The following is a 19,314-nucleotide window of genomic DNA, read 5'->3' on the forward strand; positions in this document are numbered from 1 at the left end:
AGCGTCTGGCGCTCCCTACGACGTCGACATGTACGACATCACCATCACACGCGCGAGCGATCGCGTGCACACGGCCCATGTGGAGATGCGAACTGGGATCGCGTCTGGGCCCCTGCCATGCCTGCAACGGCCTGCCTCATGCGCTCGACGCTTGAGCTGGGAGCGCCTGAGGACCAACACAAGCAGCACCACAGGCAGCGGTGCAGCGCGGCGGCACACCACACGCCAGCGGTATCGCCAACAGCGGCGGTACTCCCTAGTCGGTAAGGAGACCGACGACATGGAACACAGCGAGCGCGAGGGACGTGGGGCGAACGACCCGCGGACGATCTCGGTGCAGGATCTGGTCGCGGCCATCGGCGACGACACTGTCGTCGCACTGGGCCACGGCTGGGTGTTCGACCCGGCCAGCCGCTGCATCAGGCGGACGGACGGACGGTTCTTCGACGTGCGCATGTTCGATCGCGGCGCGTTCGAGCAGCCGGGCATCTACGAGGAGCCGGGAGCCGCGGACCCCGAGCCGGGGCAGCCGCGGATCGTCGGCCACGTCACCATCACCCAGAACCCCAGGGGGCTGGTCCACGTCACCGCCAAGCGCGGGCGCGGACTCGACGGAAACGAGTTCACGCAGGCGACGATGTCCAGCCTGTCCAACCCGCAGCCGGTCACGCCCGCGAGCTGCGTCCAGCGCACCGCGCTGGTGCAGTTCAACCCCCAGCGCATCGGGGGCGGATACGTCCGCGTCAGCCTCGTGAACGAGGACTTCCCCGACGAGCAGGGGCGCACGGTGCAGGAGCTGAAGACGACGACGGACGGCCGGACCCTGGCCGCCCTCGCCGCCCTCGACCTGTAACCCGCGCACGTCAGGATCCTTCGGGGAGCGCCTCAGGGCGCTCCCCGGAGCCCTGCCGCGCGCTTCTGTCGCGGCCTAGACGCTGCTCGGAACGCCCGCTCTGGGGCAGGAGGAAGCTGAGCCCGAGCGTCACCGCGCTCAGGGCGATCCCGACGCCGGCGACCCACTCGAGCGCCGTGACGTACCTGGCGAGATCCGGCTCGTCGCCGAGGGCGTCGAAGAAGATCGCGCCGAACGCGGCCACGCCGATGGTGTTGGCGAACTGCTGCGCGGTCGTGAGCATGCCCGAAGCCAGGCCCGCCTTGTGCGGTGGGACCTGCGAGACGACGATGCCGGTCAACGAGGGGATCGTGAGTCCGGTGCCCAGTCCTGCGATGAGCATGGGGAGCAGCATCCGCACGGCACTGGTGTCGGTGCCGTAGATGTTCAGCTCGACCAGCAGCCCGACGAGGCCGAGCACGAGCATGCCCTGCCCGGCGCTGATCACCTTGGCCCCGTGCTTCATCAGCAGCGGCCGGGCGAGGAGCGAGCTGACGGCGAAGCCGAGGCCCATCGGCCCGAAGGTGAGGCCGGCCTCGAGGGGATCGAGGGCGAGCCCTGCCTGGAGGAAGAGGGTCATCGCGAAGATGAACCCCGCGTAGAGCGACATGATGCCGATGATCGTGAGCACGCCCACGGCGAAGGACCGCGTGCGCATGACGTCGAACGCGAGGATCGGCTCGCCGCCACGGGCGGGCAGCGCGCGCTCATAGGCGATCGTGGCGAGGGCCACGGGCACCGACGCGGCGAGCATCAACCAGCCCCAGGTCGGCCAACCTTCCGAGTGGCCGAGGATGAGCGGCAGGATTGCCAGCGCGAGCGTCGCCGAGACGCCGATCGTTCCGACCGGATCCTGACGGGGGCGGCGTTGGGCCCGAGTATCGGGCAGCAGGCGGATCGCCAGCGCCACCGTGACGATCCCGATCGGGATGTTGACCAGAAAGATGATCCGCCAACCGAGGTTGGCGACGTCGACGGTCAGCAGCAGCCCGCCGAGGATCTGGCCGGCGACCGAGGCCAGGCCCACGGTCGCGCCGAACCACGAGAGCGCCTTGGGTCGCTCCGGCGGCGGGAAGGAGACCTGGATCAGCGCGACGACCTGCGGCACCATGAGCGCCGCGCCAGCCCCCTGGACGAGTCGCACGGCGACGAGCTGGCCGCCGTTGGCGACGACGCTGCAGCCGAGGGAGGACACCGTGAACAGCGACATGCCGACGATGAACATCCGGCGGTAGCTGAACACGTCGCCCAAACGGCCGCCGAACACGAGCAGGCTGGCGTAGGTGAAGGTGTAGCCGCCGATGATCAGCTCCAGCGTGGCCTGGCTGGCGTGGAGCTGAGACTGCAACGACGGCGTCGCGATGTTGATGACGTAGAAATCGAAGATGGCCATGAACATGGCCACGAGCGTCACGGCGAGCATCGACCAGCGCCGCGGGTCGGGGGTGCTCGTGGGGGAGAGGCCGGGTGAGCTCACTGTCAGTTCTTCTGAAGGCACGGGGGTAGAAAGGTTGCCGGCTAGCAACCGACCGGAGCCTAGTTGGCTAATAGTTAGCCGTCAAGATATTTGCCGGCACGAAGCGTGCCGGCTACTGAGCTTGGTCTCGCCGAGTAGGGTGTGTCGCGGCGGCGTCCGCCGCCGCGCACCGGAGGTCGGCCCTGAGCGAGTTCATGGACGTGTACACCCGCCAGTCCAAGGCGGTGCGCGCCGCGATGGACGCGGCGTTGCGCGAGCACGGGCTGCACTTGGGCCAGAACCTCGTGCTCGCAGCGCTCTGGGAGAAGGACGGCCAGACTCCGGGCGCGATCGCCGCGGCCGTCAACGTGACCACGGCCACGATCGCCAAGATGGCCAATCGAATGACCGGTGCCGGACTGCTCACCCGGCGCCGAGAGGATCGCGATCAGCGCCTCGTGCGGCTCTACCTGACCGACGCCGGCCGGGAGCTGCGTGGTCCGGTCGAGCAGGCGATGCGGCGCTTGGAGCAGCAGATCACCGCGGGCTTGAGCGCTTCAGAGCGCAAGGCGCTGATGCGCGCGCTGGACCGGATGGGCGACAACGCCCTCGTCCTCGTCGACGAGCCCGGCGCCGAGGCGGGCTGAGGCGTGCGTGCCGCCCGGAGGGCGGCACGCACACCCCTACGCGTCGATCGCCCCGAGCTGCTTCATCTGCGCGAACACGTCCACCACGCCCCAGGTCTCGGCGACCTGCCCGTCGACGTACCGGACGATGAACATCTCGTTGTAGGAGACCGACCGGCCGGTCGGCGCGAGGCCCAGGTGCTCGCCCTGGTGCGTCGCGGTCACGGTCTGCCGTGAGACGATCTTGTCGTCCTTCGCGATGAGGTCCTCGACGGTGATGTGGACGTCGGGGTAGGCCCGCAGGAGGCCCGTCCACACCACCTTGAGCAGCTCCGGCCCCGTCGCGTCCATGGGCAGAGGCGCGTGGATCACGGCGTCGGGGGCGACGAGCTCGTCGATCGTGCGGGCGATCCGCTCGCCGTCGCCGCTGTTGGTGGCGTCGTGAAAGCGGTGGAAGGCCGCGATGTTGCTGGTTTCCTGCGCGGTGGGCATGGGGTTGCTCCTCGTGGCATCGGGTGAATGTCGTCGCAGCACTGACACCACGGCCGCGTGCCCCGTGACACGTCGGCTACCGCGCCCGGAAGCGCCGCGGGTAGGCCGCGGGCGCGAGGCCGAGGGTGCAGTGGAAGTGGCGGAAGAGGCGGATCGGGCGGAACGTGCCGATGCCCGCCGCCGTGGCGAGCTCGTCGGGGCCGACGTTGCGGGCGACGTGATCGCCGAGGTAGTCGCAGGCCAGGCGGAGCGCGCGGTCGTCGCGCCGCGTGGCTCGATCGCGTATCGGTCGTGCGTCCGGTCATGAGCAGGACGCGCGCGTCGTCGCCGGACGGGACATCCGAACCGTCGGCCACGGGCCGGATGCTCGGCGGTGCAAGAACGTGCAAGACCACCGCGGGGCGCGAGCCTAGGTTTCGGGCGATGCGCCTCACGGCTCACATCGTCGTCCAGGGCCCCGCGCGCGCCGCCGAGTTCTGCGCCGGCGCGTTCGGCGCCGAAGAGGTCAGCCGGATCCCCACGCCGGACGGCTGGCTCATGTCCGTGCGGTTGCGCGTCGGCGACGGCGAGCTGCACCAGGCCGACGAGTTCCCTGAGATGGGGGTCCTCGTGCCGCCGACGATCGGCGGCACGCCGATCGTGCTGGCGCTCGACGTGCCGCACGACGAGGTCGTGGCCGCGGCGGCGGAGCTGTTCGCCTGATGGGGGAGCTGCGCTACCGCCTGCTCGGCGCGACCGGGCTGCGCGTCTCGGAGCTGTGCCTGGGTGCCATGGTCTTCGGCGACCGTCGTGGTCGGTGGGGCGCGGACGCTGCCGAGGCCGCGCGCATCGTCGCGCGCTTCGCGGACGCCGGGGGCAACTTCATCGACACCGCCAACCACTACGCCGGCGGAGAGAGCGAGCGGATCGTCGGGGACCTGATCGGACCCGACCGGGACCGCTGGGTGTTGGCCACCAAGTATGCCCTGAGCTCCGATCCGCGCGATCCCAACGCCGGTGGCACGAGCCGCAAGAGCCTGCGCCGCGCGCTGGACGCGAGCCTGCGGCGGCTGGGGACCGACTACATCGACCTGTACTGGGTGCACATCTGGGACGCGTTCACGCCGGTGGAGGAGGTGATCGGCGCGCTGGACGACCAGGTGCGCGCGGGCAAGATCCTGTACATCGGGATCTCGGACACGCCGGCGTGGCTGGTCGCCCGGGCGGTGACGCTCGCGCAGGAGCGGGGCCTCACCCCGTTCACCGCGCTGCAGGTGCCCTACAGCCTGGTCGAGCGGACCGTCGAGCGCGAGCTGCTGCCGATGGCCCGGATGCTCGACCTCGCCGTTACCGGCTGGGCGCCGCTGGGCGGCGGGCTCCTCACCGGCCGCTACGGCACCGACCGCGAACGACCACAGGACACTCGCGTGGCCGGCATCGGCGGAAGCTACGAGCAGCGAGCGCTGTCGGAGCGCAACCTCGCGATCGCCGACGCGCTCAACGCGGTCGCCCAGGCGCGGGGCGCGAGCGCGAGCCAGGTCGCCATCGCGTGGCTCCTCGTCCAGCAGCGCCGAGCGGTGACGATCCCGATCGTCGGGACGCGGACCCTCGCGCAGCTCACCGACAACCTCGGTGCGCTCGACCTCGAGCTGGAGGCCGGCGAGCTGGAGCAGCTCGACGCGGTCAGCGCCGTGCCCGCCGGTTTCCCTGGCGACTTCGGCGGCGCCGCGCTGGCCTACGGAAGCACGCTGGACCGTGTCGAGGACCACCGCGGTGCGGTCGACGTCATCGTCTGATGATCGTCGCGGCGACTGCGAGAAAGAGAGAGATCGATGAGTGTTCCCAAGCATGACGATGCCCAGTCCGCCGCCCGCACGCGCGCGGTCCACGTCACGCGGTTCGGAGGGCCCGAGGTGCTCCGTGTCGCCGACGTCCCGGCGCCCGTCGCCGGCGCGGGGCAGGCGGTGGTCGCCGTCGCGTTCGCCGACGTGCTCGACCTCGACACCAAGGTGCGGGGCGGATGGGGGGCCCAGTTCGGGCTCGAGCCGCCGTTCGTCCCCGGTACCGGGGTGGGCGGCACGGTCGTCGGCGTCGGCGCGGGCGTCGATCGAGGTTGGGTCGGCCGCCGCGTCATCACCGGGACCGGCGAGCACGGCGGGTCGGACGGCTACGCCGAGCGGATCGTCGCCCGCGTCGATCAGCTCGTCGCGGTGCCGGAGGACGTCGACCTCGACGTCGCCACGGCCCTGCTCCACGACGGGCCGACCGCGCTGGCCTTGGCCGAGAACGCGGACATCGGTGCAGGGGACCACGTCCTCGTGCTCGGCGCCGCGGGCGGCGCGGGCCTGCTGCTCGTGCAGCTCGCGCACGCGGCGGGGGCGCGCGTGATCGGCGCGGCCCGGGGCGTTCGCAAGCTCGAGCTCGTCCGGCGCGCCGGCGCCGACGTGCTGATCGACTACTCCGAGGCGGGCTGGGGCGACGGGATACGAGAAGCCGTCGGCGACGACGGGATCCAGGTGGTGTTCGACGGGGTCGGCGGGGAGCTTGGGCTCACGGCTTTCGGGCTCGTGGCGCGCGGAGGCCGATTCTCCGCCCACGGCGCGGCCAGCGGACGTTTCGCGCCGATCGACGTCGACGCGGCGGCGCGCGACGGCGTCGTGGTGCGCGGGATCGAGCAGGTGCAGTTCGACCCGGAGGCCGGCAAGCGCCTCTCCGAGCAGGTGCTGGCCGCTGCTGCGCAGCAGCAGATCGCTCCGGCGATCGGGCAGACCTTCCCGCTCGAGGACGCCGCCCGCGCGCACGCCGCGATCGAGGCGCGGGCGTGCCTCGGCAAGACGCTGCTGGTGGTGTGACCGCTCGCGGCACGCCGCTTCGACCACGATCGACGTGCAGGCTCGTCGACCACGTGACTGGTGCGCACGCGGCGTCCGGGCCGGACCGTCGCCGACTCCGGGCCATTCGGCTCTGGCGTGGGCGTCAGGAAGCCTCAACACCGTGAACTGGCTCTTCGGCACCGCCGCCAGCATGAGGATGACGGACATCCCGCCGAACCCATGCTCGATGGGCAACGGCCTGGCGATCACGTGGACGGGGTTCAACTGGAGGATCACGATCTCGACGGGCGGGAGCGGGACGCCCAACTTCCGGCGGAGGTGATCCAGCCGCCCGCACGGTCGGTCGGATGGTTACACCTGCACCACGCGCCTCAGACTTGCCGGCGTAGGCTTGAGCGCCGATGATCGATGAGGGAAACATGCGGGACGCGCGGTCGTTGTTCGATCGTGGCGTCGCGCTCGGCGAGGACGGGCAGCACGAGGAAGCGCTCAGTGTCTACTGCCAGCTCATCGACGACGCTGGCGCGGCCAGCGCGCCGACACTCGTCGGCCTGACCGTTGCAGCGCGCTACAACGCGGCGATCGAGCTTCGACTACTAGGACGACAAGATGACGCGATGATGGCGTTCATCTCGCTGATCAACGACTTCGCGGATGTGCCGTCCGCGGCCTACGACGAGTATTTCGCGGATGCACGTCTGGCAGTCGGGGGGTTGGCGTGGGGGAGCGGCCAGGTCACTGCCGCGCACGAGATGTACGACGATTTGGTCTCCGCGTATGGAGATCGGGATGAGCGTCCGCTTCGGTTGACTGTGGCGAACGCCTTGGCCAGCAAGGCGACGGTGCTCGGAGAGACGGAACACCCGGCTTTGGCCGCTGAGGCATGTGCCGATGCGATCGAGCGCTTGGGCCCGGCCGCGGACCGCGAAACGCGCGATGCGCTGGCGAACCTCATGTGGTCTCGCGGTCACTGGCTCGGTGCTGCCGGCCGCGCGGACGAGGCGGTCGAGGCCTACTCGACGCTCCTCGAGACGTTCTCAGACGACGAGAGCCCTTGGGTCTCCGAACGGCTCGACTTCGCCCGACGAGAACTCGCGGAACTGGGCGGCGAGCGTTAGAGCGCCGGCCTTGCCTTACGGCCCAAGTGACGAAATCGCTGACGTAGTCGTCGGTTGTCGACGTCTCCCGGGTCACGGCAGCCGGGACGCTGGCACGGGAGACGGGCCTGCAGCTAGGGGCAACTCGAACCCCGACATCCCGGGTGCGAAGCAATGAGGGCTGTGCCACCCGAAACCGCCTATTTGCAGGGTGTCCGGAGGCGTTCGACGGTCGCCGAAGGATGGCGGATCGCTGTGGGTTACGGCCGATCTACGGGGTTCCAGGCACTCGGGGCAGTCCAGTGCCTGGCGGCGGCGCAGCCACTGCTCGCCTGACTGCGTGATCCGACGGGCCACCCTTACCACGTGTCGATGCTGGCGCCGTTCACCGCGGTGCTCAGCCCTGCAGGCGCCAGAGCACGGTGCCGTGGTCCTCGAACCCGGGGATCAGCGCGTTGTTGTGGCCGTAGATCGTCCCCGACCGCTGCAGCTCGCCCAAGACCACGATGCGGCCGTCGGGCATGACGGTGACCCCCGCGGCATCGACGCTCTGCGAGGCCTTCAGGTACGTCAGGCCGTTGACGCCGAACGTCCGGTCGACGCGACCGCCGACGTAGCGGCTGACCGTGATCCCGCTGTGGACGGCATCTGACCGCGTGAGCAGCAAGCGGCCTCGCGGGTCCACGGCGAGAGCGTAGTTGAACGAGGCGAACGGTCCGCCGTAGTAGTTGAACGTCGCGCTGGCCAGCACGATGTGCCGGGCGACGCGGCCGGTGTGGCTGATGAGCGTGAGCTCATAGCGCTTCGCGTCGACGTTCGCGCTGACCACTGCCACGCCGCCCTTGTCCCATGGCACCATCTGCGAGGCTCCGGACTGCCTGATGGTGGGCAGGCCCCAGCGCGAGTCGCGCGAGCCGTCGTTGCGGAGCCGCAACACGCCTGTGCTCGTGTAGACGATCGCGCCGGTGCCGGACGCGATCGCGCCGTTGGGAGACGTGCCGGTGGGCAGGCCGAACGACGCCTGGTGAAGCACGGTGCCGTCGAGCTTCACCTTCGCGACCGCGACTCGCCCCGTGAACTGGTCGATCGTGAGGTAGAGGGCGGTCCCGTCCGCGAGCGCGGCGAACGTGCCGCCGCCCGGCTGACCGGGAAGGCGCGCGATGCTGCTCACGAACGCGCCTGCCGTGGCCAACGGGTGACCGTTGGCGTCCATGGGCTGAACCGGCGAGCCGCTGCTGTTCTCGTCGGGGAACCGCGTCACGAGCCAACGGCCGTCGCGGAAGCGCGCGGCGGGCCGGACGAACAGGCTGCCGAACGACGGGTCCTGGGCACCGGTTCGCGTGAGCCGCTGCATCCGGGCCGCCTGCACGACGACTCGGTCGCCGCCGGCCGGCCAGACACCTTGCGGGGAGTACCACGGGCTGCTCCCGGTCTCCTGCCACTGCTCCACGACGCCCTGGTTCCCGTAGCTCCGGTCCAGCTCGCCTGGTGTCGCGTGCGCGACGGCCGCCGGCCGCGCGACCGTCGCGACGAGTGCGCCGACTAGACCAGCACGTTGAGCGATCGAAACCAGCTTCTTGTTCATAACCTCGATCAACGGCGGCTGAGCGGGAAGTTGCGCGCGAGTCGACGAGCGTCCCATGCCGCGGCGTCCTTCAACAAGGTCAGCCCAGCTCGGCAGCGTGGCGGCGAGGACATCCCGGAGGCCGCCGGGGCAGTGCGGTCCCGTCGCAGGATCCCCGGCGAACAAGAGGCATGGGTCCTGCAGATCGCTCGCCTCCAGGGAGCGGACGGCGAGGAGTAGGTCGACGGACCGATGACTTCCCGCCGGTCTGAGGGTCCCTGGTGCCATGAGCGCAGCAGCACTTGTCGACCTGATTCTGCGGCAAACGGCGTACATGACGCTTGCGACGGCGGACGGCGACGGGTTGCCGTGGGCCTCGCCGGTCTGGTTCGCCGTTGACGACGACCGCGCGCTGTACTGGGTCTCACGTCCGACGTCGGTGCATTCGCGGAACATCGCCGCGCGCACGGACGTGTCCGTCGTCGTCTTCGACACGAACGCGCGCGTCGGCGAGGCTCAGGCCGTCTACGCGCGTGCGCGTGCGACGCAGGTTCCGGACGGCGACGGCATCGACGTGTTCTCCCGCGCGTCGGTCGAGTCGGGGATCGGCCCGTGGACCGTCGCCAACGTGACTGCGCCGGCCGAGTTGCGGCTCTACCGCGCCGACGTAGTCGACCTCTCGCTCCTCGACCCCCAGGCAACCGGGGGTCGCGATATCCGCGTCCCAGTTGGGTTGACGACGCCCTAGATCGCGTTTCGCCCCAACCCGTCCACCAGCGATGAGTTCACGCGAGAGGGCGGGTCTCTACCGTCATGAGCGAGAGAAGAGTAGTGCTCAAGATGGTCCTGTCCCTCGACGGTTTTGCCACGTCCCTCGACGGGACCCATGAATGGATGTTCGAGTGGTTTGGCGACGACTCGAACGAGCGAAGCCTCCGGGCGCTCCAGGAGGCCGGCGTCCACGCGATGGGCCGCCGCAGCTACGAGATCATGGGCCCGCACTGGGCCGCGTCGGAGGGACCGATCGCAACGGCGATGAACGACAAGCCGAAGGCCGTCTTCTCAAGCACCCTCCAAAAGGCGGAATGGGGACCAGCCGAGATCTTCGGCGCTGACCTGAGCGCGGGCATCGCGGACCTGAAGGCCCGGGACGACGAAGGGACGGTCCTGGTCCATGGTGGTCCCGACTTCGCCAAGTCGCTGACGCGCCTGGGCCTCGTCGACGAGTTTCAGCTGTCGACGGTCCCGATTGCGATCGGTGCGGGCCGCAGCCCATTCGCGGACCTCGAGGAGCACCTGAAGCTCGAGGTCGTCGAAGAGCAACGCTTCCGAAGCGGAGCCCTCGCGCAGACCCTGGTGCCGAAGCGATGACCGACAGCTCGCGCGCCGGCGGCAGCGACGCGGGCGTGCGGTGAAGGCCGGCTCCGAGCGCAGGCGACGAACGCGAGGAGCAGGCCGCGCGCTCTCCTGGGCGCGAGGAGCGGCACTGACTTCCCGAGTCATCTAAAGGGGCTCGCGCCCTCAGCCATCCCGGCTGGTCGAACGAACGCCCTGCTCAGGCGGGGACTGGCACGGATGACGCGTACACGGTCCTTTGGCGTGTCCTGATCCTGCACCCGAGCGGCTCAGCGCCGAGGAACTGCCGCGCGAAATGCTCGGCGGCCGCCGGGACTTCGAGCGGATTGATGCCACGACCGCGCGGTTCGCGACCTCACCGCTGCGGGCCTGCTGCGCCCTGACGGCGACAGCATCGTCCCGACCCGTGCGGCGTGGTACTTCTAGGCCCTCCACGGCTGAGCGGGAGCGCCTAGACAACCGCGTCACGCCCGTCGAGCGCTTAGCCGATCGTCATCGGCGCACTCAGGAAGTACACCGTGCCGCCGCCCTCGATGCTCGCCTCCGTTTGGCAGCGGATCGCGCCGCCGGCGTCCTGGGGCTGGACGACGTAGGTCGGGCCGCCCGCTCCGCTGCGCGGCGTCTGCCAGGCGAACGTCACGCTGGCCGGCGGGGTCCCGGCCCATGTCGGCGGGACGCACGTCAGCGTCGCGCCGACGGTCGCGGTGCCGGAGATCGAGGTCGGCGTCGCGGGCTCGGGCTCCCAGGATGGCTGCGCGGCCGTGATGAAGTCCAGGACCGACGGGATCGTCATGTAGTTGGCGGGGTCGTTGCCGTGGGTCCCGCAGTCGACGCCCCATGCGTCGACGCCGGCGACCCGGCCGCCGATCAGCAGCGGCGAGCCGCTGTCGCCGTTGCACGCCGAGCGGTACGGCCGGTGCCGGTCCGGATCCTGAACGCAGACCATCAGCCCCGGCTTGTACAGCTGGGCCTGCTTGGGATCGGCGCGGCGGATCGCCGCGCGGCAGGCCGCGTCGCTGCGCGTCACGACGCCCGCCGCGCGCAGCGCCCCGAACGTGCCGCCCAACCGATTGACGCCGAACCCGATCGAGCGCGCCGCCGTCCCGGGCTTGACCGGCGCGGTGCGCAATGCCAGCGGCGTGACGCCCGTGACCGGCCGGTCGAGCTCGAAGATCGCGACGTCATACGGCGGCGCGTAGGGCGTCGGGTCGCCGTAGCGATGCTCGGCGTAGGCGTACCGCGGGTCGCGCGCGACGCGCTGCACCGTGTACCGCGCATCGCCGATCTTGATCTGCGTCCGGTGCGGGACCAGCTGCCGAGCGCAGTGCGCCGCGGTCAGGACGCGCGTCGACGTGATCAGCGACCCCGTGCAGCTCTGCAGCTCGACGACCGCGGGGTTCGCCGACCGCGCGACCGGCCGACCGCCGATGACCGCGCCGGCCGGCACGCTCCCCAGCAGGCACGCCGCAATCGTGGCCGACATGACGAGAACCATCCGCGATGACATGGCTCTATAAACGCACACCGCGGGCGCGAGGTGACGGCTCGCCTTGCGGCGAGCGCAGTCGCGCTGGCGGTGACGCGACGCGGTCGAGTGGAGCTGGGGGACTCCAACCCTCGACCTCCTGGGTGCGAGACACGAAGCCTGCGCGGCAGAAGTTGTCGATTGGCAGGGGCTTCCGTGGTCATCCGGGTTGCCCGCGGTCATCGGAGCTGCCGGCGTTCGCCATGACGTTCCGTCAGGTGGTCGCGTAGATGTCGCGGTAGAGCCGCAGAGCGGAGGCGGTGAGCTCGTCGTGTCGCCGACCGCCGAAGCGGCCCGGTCGAAGTGCGTCGAGCCCGCCGATCGTCGGCGGCATGTCGAGCATCGTCTTGACGAGCGCACGCGCGGCGCCGGCGGCGTGCGTCACCCACAGCGCCTCGGCGACCCACAGGCCCTCGACGTCGTCAGCGGGTCCGAGCAGCGGCTGATTGTCGGCGGTCATGGCGAACACGCCGTTGAGCCGCTCTTCGGGGTCGAAGCGCTGGCCGGCCGGCAGCAGGTCCATCGCACGCTCGACAGCCGGGTCGAACAGACCAGCATGCCAGGGTTGCTCCGCCTGATCACCGAGTTGCTCGACGTCGATCGGCAGGGGAACGTGGTCGTAGGTCCCCATGCCGAGTCGGTCGTCGTGCCTGCGCGCGTAGACGTGATGCTCGGGCCAGCGAACGAACGGCGACGACGACGACGTGACGCCGAGCCCCGGTCCGTACACGTACGGGTGGCCCACGGGCACCAGGTGAAGCGACTGGCCAGCCAGCGCGGCCACCGGCGGACCCCAGACGCCGCAGGCCAGCACCACGTCGTCGGCGACGAAGGTCTCCTCGGGCGTGTGGACCGCGCGGACGCGCCGGGCGCGGACGTCCATGGCGGTGACGGGCGCGTCGCAGACGAACCGCACGCCAGCGATCACGGCCTTCTGCTTGAGCGCGGCGGTGATGATGCCGGCTCGGGCCGTCCCATCCTGCGGATAGTGCACGGCGCCAACGCACGATGCGGGATCGACCAGGTCCGGTGCGCAGGCCGCCGCCTGCTCGGGATCAAGCCGCCGCGCCTGCATCCCGAGGTCGGCGGCCATGGCGGCTCGTCGCTCGATCTCGGCCATCGCTGGCGCGCTGCTGGCGACCTCAAGGCCCCCGACCCTCTCAAACGCGCGTTGGCCGGAATACTCCAAGCCCGCGTATATCTCCGCGCTGCTCCGGGCCAGCTCCGTCATTGCTTGCGTGTCCCCGAGCAACCCGACGAACCCCGGAGCGTGCCCCGTCGAACCCAGCAGCCGGCTCGCGGGCCCGCGCTCCACGACGACGACGTCAAGCCGGTCGTGCACCGAGAGCTCGGCGGCCAACGCCGCGCCGACGATCCCGCCACCAACGATCACAACTCGTCTCGACATCGGCACATCCAACCACCTGAGAACGCCTTCGAGCGCGATCCCCACGCCGGCCCGTGGCCCGAAGTGCTCACCGAGCGAATCGTCGAAGGCACCGTCCGTCCGTCATCACCGCCGTCTCCAGCGCCCGCCTGGTCATCGCCACGCGAGCGGGCCGCCCGACCGACCTCTGGCAGCGCCTCGCCGATCACCTCGAGACCGTGCTCCCGCGCCTGGCCGACTGGTCGCCGACCGCGTCGGCGCCCCGGGCGCTGGGCGCGACGACCGAACCGCGACCAATCGGCGGCTATCCACGGGTAACTCCAGGTCGACGTGGTCCCAAATACGTCATATTAGCGATTACTCAGACAAATAGCTAAAAAATAATGCGAGCCGAACCGGGCTGCGCGGGCGGGATGCTCGTTGAACGCTTGAAATCTCGTCGTCTTGTGCGGTTCCTGCCAAAGGCGACGTTCCGGCGGCGAGTCGGCCAACAGGGCCGAGTCGCCGCCGGAACGCCTGCGGCGTTGCTCCGGTGCGCTTACGGGACGAGGATCGATGTCCCGACCACGGCGATCCGTCCGCTCAGGTCAGGCTGGCGGAGCGAGCCGGCGTCGCCGGTGGTCGCCAGCTTGAGCGCCGACCAGGGCAGGTTCAGCCCGGTGTGCCCCGTGTGGGCCACGCCGGCCGAGACCCTCGCGTTGACCTCCAGCAGCTTGGGTTCGTCGCCCTCCCAGCGCACTTGCACGTTGCTCAGGTAGGCCAGAGGCAGCCCCTCGACCAGGGCGCGCGCGATGCCGATCAGCCGGGGGTCGTCGGCGAAGGTGCGGTACGGGTCGCCCTTGACGCGCGCGACCGACATCAGCAGGCGGCCGTCGGTCGTGGAGAGGCAATCGATGCTGACCTCCGGCTCCTCGAGGAAGGGCATCACGATCAGCTCCGGCAGGAGCCGACCCTGCTCTTCTGCCTGCCGCAGAGCGCGCTCGTAGGCGGCGGCGCTGATGAGCGGCTTGGGGGCCGCCAGCAGTTCGACCAGCCCATGCTCGGCGTCGTAGAGCTCGCGGAAGCCATCCGCCGACCAGCCCGACCAGCTCGTGTCCGGCTTGACGCACGCCCGACGGCCACCGCGGCGCACGTGGGCGACCGCCGCCGCGAATGCGTCGGCCGAGGAGACCTTGTGCCACTCGGGCACCGCGACCCCGAGGGCCAGCGCTGCCGCGTAGGTGCCGGACTTCGAGTCGGTGATGGATGCCACCCGTCGGTCGACGCTCGCCATCAGAACGCAGCCGGCCTCGGCGAAGTCCTGGGCGCGAGAGGCCAGGGCGACGATCCGGCAGGTCGGGATCAGGACGTCGATCTCGTGGCGCCGGACGTAGTCGAGCGCGAATGCCGCGTACTGCTTGTCGGTGGCGTCCCAGTCGGGCTCGGAGCCGCGGACGTCGGCGAACGCCAGGGCGGGGCCGTCGCCTCCCGGCCGGGTGGCGTGGATCTCGAGGGGGGTGCGGTCCGGGTTGTCGCGCAGCATCGCGATCACGGCGGTCTTGGATAGGCCGGCCCGGTTGATCCAGATCTTCATGTTCTTGTCCTTCGACAGTCGAGACACGGGCGCCGGTGGGCGGCCCGTGGAAGGCTCGTGCTGAGCACTTCGTCGGCGCCTTCCCCCGGGATGCGGGAGAAGGCGTCGCCGCTGGGCTCAGAAGCAGGGCTTGGGGGGACGGTGGGTGATGCGATCGCCCTGGCGAGCGGCAGGACGGCAAGGCCGGTGGACGCCGAGTGCGCTTCGTCGACGACGACCGACAGGCCGCTTATCCCCCGTCAGGGTCGTCAGCAGCTCGGCGAGGGACGGTGCTCGTCGCCGCTGGGCGCCCAAAGCGTGCATCGGCAGGAACCGTCAGGCGTGATGTTGCCCGAGGGCCGTCGCATCGAACGCGTCTGGATGCCGAGCTGTTCATGAAGGCGCTCCGTCCGTGGAGACCAGATGTGGTGCGCGGGTGCGCGGTGGATGCTGCTGAGAAAAAGAGGCGAAGAAGGTGCGTCGCAGGCTACGCGGGGCCCGGCGCCGGGCCAAATCGCGCTTCGCCAGACCGTTGGGCGAAGCCGCCGCCCGCTGACCGAGGGCCACTTCGACGCACCCGACGACCGCCCGAACGGATTCGACGAAGCCTCGGGCCGGCATCGGGCTCCCCACGAAGCGGGGTTTCTCCCGAGTGGAGCTAGTAGCTGGGCAGTCGGGCGCTCACACCGACTGGTCGGAGCCCGCAGCGCCGCGGTCGGCGCCGCGTGGGGTGAGCATGTGCTCGAGGATCCCCGACGGGCTCGACGAGCGCTTCGTGGCGCTGCGTAGCGTGGTTCAAGGCCCTCCGGGCCGGTATGCGGCTGCCGCGCGACGTTGACGAGACGGCCGATTGACCGCGGGGCGGGAACGTTGCGCTAGGCACCACCCTGGAGCGTCATTCGCGCGCGGGTCCGTCCTCGGTCGCGGCGAGTTCGTCGACTTCCGGGTCGCCAACGTGCGGCACATCGGTGTCGACGCTGTGGCGAGCAGGTACTTCTCACGCCCCTCGCCGGCCGGACCCACCATCCCTGGGTGGCGCCGGGATCGAACCGGCGCACGCGCGGCAGGTGCTGCGTCCGGCGGCGGGAACGCCGTGAGGTGGGCGTGTTGTCGGCGAGCAACCGCCCGCATCGGCCTGCCTAGCGGATCGTGTAGCGTCTGCCGCTCTCTCTTTCGACGTTCTCTTTACCGCAGCACCTCTTCTTCCCGGCGTCATCAACGCGCGCCGGACGCGAACCAAGATCTCTCTGCTTTTCGAGCGACCAGGCGTCGCTCCGGCCAGTCACGGCTCCCCACGCGAGCTGTCCGGTTCGACGAGGGGCAACCGGCCGATCGACGAAGCCGTTGCGCAGCCGATCCGCGCGATGCGAGAGCAGACGTGCAGGTCGAACGCAGGTCGTCGAGGCGACCGCGAGTTCTCGATCCCGGCCGTAGAGCTCGGACCGATCGGCGCGAGAAGCGCCTGCTGAAGGAGTGATTCGCAATGGCGATATCGGAAGAATGTTCGAATAGCAGGCACAACTGGTGCCAGGACACCAGTTGCCCCTGCTACTGCCACAGCACCACTCGGGTGGTGCCGGCGCTGCTCGTGCTGCGCTGACCTCGACCGTCGGTCGGGCGACCACGGCCGCATGACCGTTCGCGGACGTGCCTGGCTGACGCGTGATAGCGGGCACTCTGGACGGCGCGACGGCGCGCCGCCCAGGGTGTCCCGTCCTTGCTGGGCCCCCTGGCGAACGATCTCGCACGTCGCTCTGAGCGCAGCGGCGACGTCTTCACCACCCGTTGGTGTGGAGGCGGCGACGAAGTGCTCAGCTGCTGAGCTCTTCCGCACGAAGCCCGCCCCGGGCGTCGCGCGCGCACCCCGAGATGAGAGGAGGTGAACTCGCATGGCTGAGGAGCCTGAGCCCGTCGAACCGGCCGAAGACACGTCGACCGCCGAGGCCGACGCGCTGCCGACGCAGTCCGACATGGATCTGCCCCTGCAGGGCCCGCAGTTCCAGCGCTAGGTGCATAAGCGCCACGGACCCGCCGCTGACCGGCGGTGTCTGCACGGCGTCAGACAGGAGGTGAGGGTCGACGGCTCGGGCGCTCAACGGCGCCCGAGCCCTTCGTTGTACTCAGCCGATCATCGGCGGAGATGTGATCTCTTCGGAAGCGGGCTTCCTCGGGACGCGTGACATGCGCCCCTGGGCAGCCCGCTCCCCTTGGCGAGGCCCGGTTCCGCGACGTCTGAGCGTGCCTGCAACGCCCCACCACGTTGTGAGGCGATGCACGAGGCGCTCAGGCCTCATCGCCACCGGGACGGATTCCCGGAGCTTCCCGATGTGAGGTGGCCCTCAGCGGCGACGAGAGCCTCTTGGCTCGAGCGCGGTGCCGCGACGCTCGACGGGGTGCCGATCAGCACGCTCAACGTCGAGGAACTGCGCGCGGCGCTCGTACGCATCCCGCAGACCTCGTGGGTCCCAGAGACGACCGTCCGGACCGGCCTCCTACCCGGGCCCGGCATGAGCGACGCCGACCTCGAGTAGGCGTGCACGCTGGCCGGCGTGCACGAGCAGATCCTCGATTGGCCCGCCGGCTACGACACCGTGCTCGATCCGACCACGCTCTCGGGCGGCCAGATGCAGCGCCTGACGGTCTCCCGCGCGCTGCTGCGCACGCTCAGCGGGGCCGCGCGCATGATGCTGCTCGACGAGATCACCGCGCCGCTCGACGCCGTGTCGGCCGAGCGACTCCTGGAGGACGTGCTCTCCTACCTCGCCGAGAAGGGGATCGGCGCTCTGATCATCGCGCACAAGCTGCCGGTCCACGCCCGCGTCCAGCGCGTGCTCGTGATCGACAAGGGCCGGGTGGTCGAGGACGGCGACCCGCGGACACTGGCGGCCAACCCCCGCACCCACTACGCCCGGATGTTCCGCGCCGGCCACTAGCGCGACCGCATCGCGTCAGCGCGCGTCCCAGGAGGGGACGCGCCGCTCACCTCAATGGAGGAAAGATGGAACCGAAGCACAGGCCCAAGCCGTCGGCGGGCCTGCGCGTGACGTTCGCGTCGCTGCGCGAACGCAACATCCGCGCCTGGCTCCTGGCCCGGGTGCTCAGGTACACCGCCTGGAAGATGTCGGCCGTCGCCGACGTGTGGTGGATCGCCACACACACCGGTAGCGGACTATGGGTCAGCGCAGTGGTCGCCGCCCTGTGGCTGCCGGGCCCGTTCCTGGCGTCCGCGGCGGGGCGACTCGCGGACCAGCCCGGTGCGCAGCGGCGGATCGTGCGCGTGGGGATCCTGCGAGCCGTGATCGCGACGGTCACGCTCGGCATCGTCGCGACCGGCTCGGCCGCGGCGTGGCTGCTCGCCGCGCTCGCGCTCGGGCGCGGCGTCGTCGACGCCCGGTGGGGACCGATCGAGTCGATCTTCCTACGGGAGGTCGCCGAAGGGGACGGCGATCGCATCCAGGTGCTCGCTGGGCTTGAGAAGATCGCCTACTACGTGGCGCTGATCCTCGGTCCGGCGGCCGTCGGGGGCCTCTTCGCGGCCTCCGGATTCGCGCTGTGCCTCGGCGTCGTGGTCATCGCGATCGGGCTGGCGACCGTCCTCAGCGGACCGCGGATCATCGTGTTGGACGCGGCGCCCGCCGTCGCCCCAACACCGCCCGACGACGAGCGCCGACCGGACGTCGGGCGCCTGTGGTCGCTCCAGTCGTGGCGAGACCTGCTGGCGCCGCTGCGATCGCGACCGGAAGGCTGGATCCCGCTGGCCATCGGGGAGACGGTGAACGCAATGGGAGCGAACTTCGTCATCTGGTCGCCCCTGCTGGTCACGAGCGCCTGGCACGGAGCCGAGGGTGACCTGACCCTGCTCCAGATCGCCAACGGCGTAGGCATGCTCGCCGGCGGCACGGTCATCGCGGCCGTCGGGCGGCCCTCGGAATGGCTGGTCGTGGCAGCGGCGGCCTGGTGGGGCGCGTGGGAGCTCGTGCTTGCGGCGGCCGGCGGGCTGCCGTTGGCGTTGACGGCCCTGACGCTGACCGGGATGGGCGCGGGGGCGCTGTGGTCGGCCCTCAGCAGGCAACTGCTGGCGGTCACGCACGCCGGGATCGGCCGCGTCAGGGCGCTGCAGGGCGCGATCAGCGGGAGCGTCTTCTGGGTGGGCAGCCTGCTCACGGGCGCGCTCATCGACCTCCAGGGGCCGCGAGCGGCCGTCTGGTTCGACGCGGGCGTTGCCGCGGTCGCCGCGATCGCCGGCGCCGTCGCCCTGCTCATCCACCGCACGCGCCGCGCCGTGTGATTGACCACCGCGAGCAAGCCACGCGCCGTGCGCACCACACCGCGCGCAACACCAACATGGAGGACAAGCTCATGTCGATCGAACCCACCGACTTCGGCACACCGGATGAGACCCGAGTTGCGATCCAGCACTACCTCAAAACGGCCGGCTACCCCGTCCACCTCGGCTCCACGATCGTCGAGCACGACGGCGACCCCGGCGGGTTCGGGTCACCCGGATCAGCGTCCGCGTCGTGAACCCCGAGCACGCAGCGCGCGTCAAGGAGC

At 70.5% G+C, this 19,314-nt stretch carries 18 protein-coding genes; 12 read left to right on the forward strand and 6 right to left on the reverse strand.

The genetic code is table 11. From position 1 onward, the window contains the following. The first annotated feature begins 28 nt into the window (after window positions 1-28). Window positions 29-853: a hypothetical protein gene (locus DSM104299_RS01030; protein WP_272475424.1), complete on the forward strand. Its 825-nt coding sequence runs from the start codon at window positions 29-31 to the stop codon at window positions 851-853. Window positions 854-863: 10 nt separating this feature from the next. Here DSM104299_RS01030 and DSM104299_RS01035 read toward each other — a convergent pair whose 3' ends face one another. Then, window positions 864-2,417, reverse strand: a complete 1,554-nt coding sequence (locus tag DSM104299_RS01035; protein WP_272475425.1) for an MFS transporter — start codon at window positions 2,415-2,417, stop codon at window positions 864-866. 146 nt (window positions 2,418-2,563) lie between these two features. Here DSM104299_RS01035 and DSM104299_RS01040 point away from each other — a divergent pair, with 146 nt between their 5' ends. Then, window positions 2,564-2,995, forward strand: a complete 432-nt coding sequence (locus DSM104299_RS01040) for a MarR family winged helix-turn-helix transcriptional regulator (RefSeq protein WP_272475426.1) — start codon at window positions 2,564-2,566, stop codon at window positions 2,993-2,995. Between the two features lie 36 nt (window positions 2,996-3,031). On the opposite strand, the gene DSM104299_RS01045 is transcribed toward DSM104299_RS01040, so the two are convergent. Further along, on the reverse strand, window positions 3,032-3,466 hold the full coding sequence (locus DSM104299_RS01045; protein WP_272475427.1) for an ester cyclase: 435 nt from the start codon (window positions 3,464-3,466) through the stop codon (window positions 3,032-3,034). A gap of 423 nt (window positions 3,467-3,889) precedes the next feature. Between DSM104299_RS01045 and DSM104299_RS01050 the strand changes: the two genes are divergently transcribed. The 4 genes from DSM104299_RS01050 (at window position 3,890) to DSM104299_RS01065 (ending at window position 7,397) form a co-directional block, all read left to right on the forward strand. Next, the gene (locus DSM104299_RS01050) at window positions 3,890-4,168 is read left to right on the forward strand and encodes a VOC family protein (protein ID WP_272475428.1); all 279 of its coding nucleotides are present in this window, start codon (window positions 3,890-3,892) and stop codon (window positions 4,166-4,168) included. Between the two features lie 8 nt (window positions 4,169-4,176). Continuing rightward, window positions 4,177-5,241 carry an aldo/keto reductase gene (locus tag DSM104299_RS01055; protein ID WP_432419795.1) on the forward strand — a complete coding sequence of 355 codons (1,065 nt, stop codon included), beginning with the start codon at window positions 4,177-4,179 and terminating at the stop codon, window positions 5,239-5,241. 36 nt (window positions 5,242-5,277) lie between these two features. Beyond that, on the forward strand, window positions 5,278-6,297 hold the full coding sequence (locus DSM104299_RS01060) for a zinc-binding dehydrogenase (protein ID WP_272475430.1): 1,020 nt from the start codon (window positions 5,278-5,280) through the stop codon (window positions 6,295-6,297). Window positions 6,298-6,680: 383 nt separating this feature from the next. Continuing rightward, window positions 6,681-7,397 (forward strand): tetratricopeptide repeat protein, encoded by a 717-nt coding sequence (locus tag DSM104299_RS01065; protein WP_272475431.1) that lies wholly within the window; start codon window positions 6,681-6,683, stop codon window positions 7,395-7,397. A 376-nt stretch (window positions 7,398-7,773) separates the two neighbouring features. On the opposite strand, the gene DSM104299_RS01070 is transcribed toward DSM104299_RS01065, so the two are convergent. After that, on the reverse strand, window positions 7,774-9,276 hold the full coding sequence (locus DSM104299_RS01070; RefSeq protein ID WP_272475432.1) for a hypothetical protein: 1,503 nt from the start codon (window positions 9,274-9,276) through the stop codon (window positions 7,774-7,776). On the opposite strand from DSM104299_RS01070, the gene DSM104299_RS01075 reads away from it, so the two are divergent. Together DSM104299_RS01075 and DSM104299_RS01080 are read left to right on the forward strand one after the other, a co-directional pair. Next, window positions 9,227-9,688, forward strand: a complete 462-nt coding sequence (locus tag DSM104299_RS01075) for a pyridoxamine 5'-phosphate oxidase family protein (RefSeq protein ID WP_272475433.1) — start codon at window positions 9,227-9,229, stop codon at window positions 9,686-9,688. The two genes, DSM104299_RS01070 and DSM104299_RS01075, sit on opposite strands and share 50 nt — an antisense overlap. An 83-nt stretch (window positions 9,689-9,771) precedes the next feature. Beyond that, complete coding sequence (locus DSM104299_RS01080) at window positions 9,772-10,311, forward strand: dihydrofolate reductase family protein (RefSeq protein WP_272475434.1); 540 nt, start codon at window positions 9,772-9,774, stop codon at window positions 10,309-10,311. A 466-nt stretch (window positions 10,312-10,777) separates the two neighbouring features. On the opposite strand, the gene DSM104299_RS01085 is transcribed toward DSM104299_RS01080, so the two are convergent. The 3 genes from DSM104299_RS01085 to DSM104299_RS01095 all read right to left on the reverse strand — a co-directional run bounded on the left by DSM104299_RS01085 (window position 10,778) and on the right by DSM104299_RS01095 (window position 14,781). Continuing rightward, on the reverse strand, window positions 10,778-11,779 hold the full coding sequence (locus DSM104299_RS01085; protein ID WP_272475435.1) for a S1 family peptidase: 1,002 nt from the start codon (window positions 11,777-11,779) through the stop codon (window positions 10,778-10,780). 256 nt (window positions 11,780-12,035) lie between these two features. Continuing rightward, window positions 12,036-13,274 carry an NAD(P)/FAD-dependent oxidoreductase gene (locus DSM104299_RS01090; protein WP_272475436.1) on the reverse strand — a complete coding sequence of 413 codons (1,239 nt, stop codon included), beginning with the start codon at window positions 13,272-13,274 and terminating at the stop codon, window positions 12,036-12,038. A 472-nt stretch (window positions 13,275-13,746) separates the two neighbouring features. After that, the gene (locus DSM104299_RS01095) at window positions 13,747-14,781 is read right to left on the reverse strand and encodes an ATP-grasp domain-containing protein (RefSeq protein WP_272475437.1); all 1,035 of its coding nucleotides are present in this window, start codon (window positions 14,779-14,781) and stop codon (window positions 13,747-13,749) included. A 2,372-nt stretch (window positions 14,782-17,153) separates the two neighbouring features. On the opposite strand from DSM104299_RS01095, the gene DSM104299_RS01100 reads away from it, so the two are divergent. The 4 genes from DSM104299_RS01100 (at window position 17,154) to DSM104299_RS01115 (ending at window position 19,284) form a co-directional block, all read left to right on the forward strand. Then, window positions 17,154-17,291: a hypothetical protein gene (locus DSM104299_RS01100; RefSeq protein WP_272475438.1), complete on the forward strand. Its 138-nt coding sequence runs from the start codon at window positions 17,154-17,156 to the stop codon at window positions 17,289-17,291. 18 nt (window positions 17,292-17,309) lie between these two features. Then, complete coding sequence (locus tag DSM104299_RS01105) at window positions 17,310-17,693, forward strand: hypothetical protein (RefSeq protein ID WP_272475439.1); 384 nt, start codon at window positions 17,310-17,312, stop codon at window positions 17,691-17,693. A 65-nt stretch (window positions 17,694-17,758) separates the two neighbouring features. Next, window positions 17,759-19,048 (forward strand): MFS transporter, encoded by a 1,290-nt coding sequence (locus tag DSM104299_RS01110; protein WP_272475440.1) that lies wholly within the window; start codon window positions 17,759-17,761, stop codon window positions 19,046-19,048. A 71-nt stretch (window positions 19,049-19,119) separates the two neighbouring features. Next, window positions 19,120-19,284 carry a hypothetical protein gene (locus DSM104299_RS01115; protein ID WP_272475441.1) on the forward strand — a complete coding sequence of 55 codons (165 nt, stop codon included), beginning with the start codon at window positions 19,120-19,122 and terminating at the stop codon, window positions 19,282-19,284. Window positions 19,285-19,314 lie beyond the last annotated feature (30 nt).

It is taken from the genome of Baekduia alba (assembly GCF_028416635.1).
In the GTDB taxonomy this organism is placed as follows: domain Bacteria; phylum Actinomycetota; class Thermoleophilia; order Solirubrobacterales; family Solirubrobacteraceae; genus Baekduia; species Baekduia alba.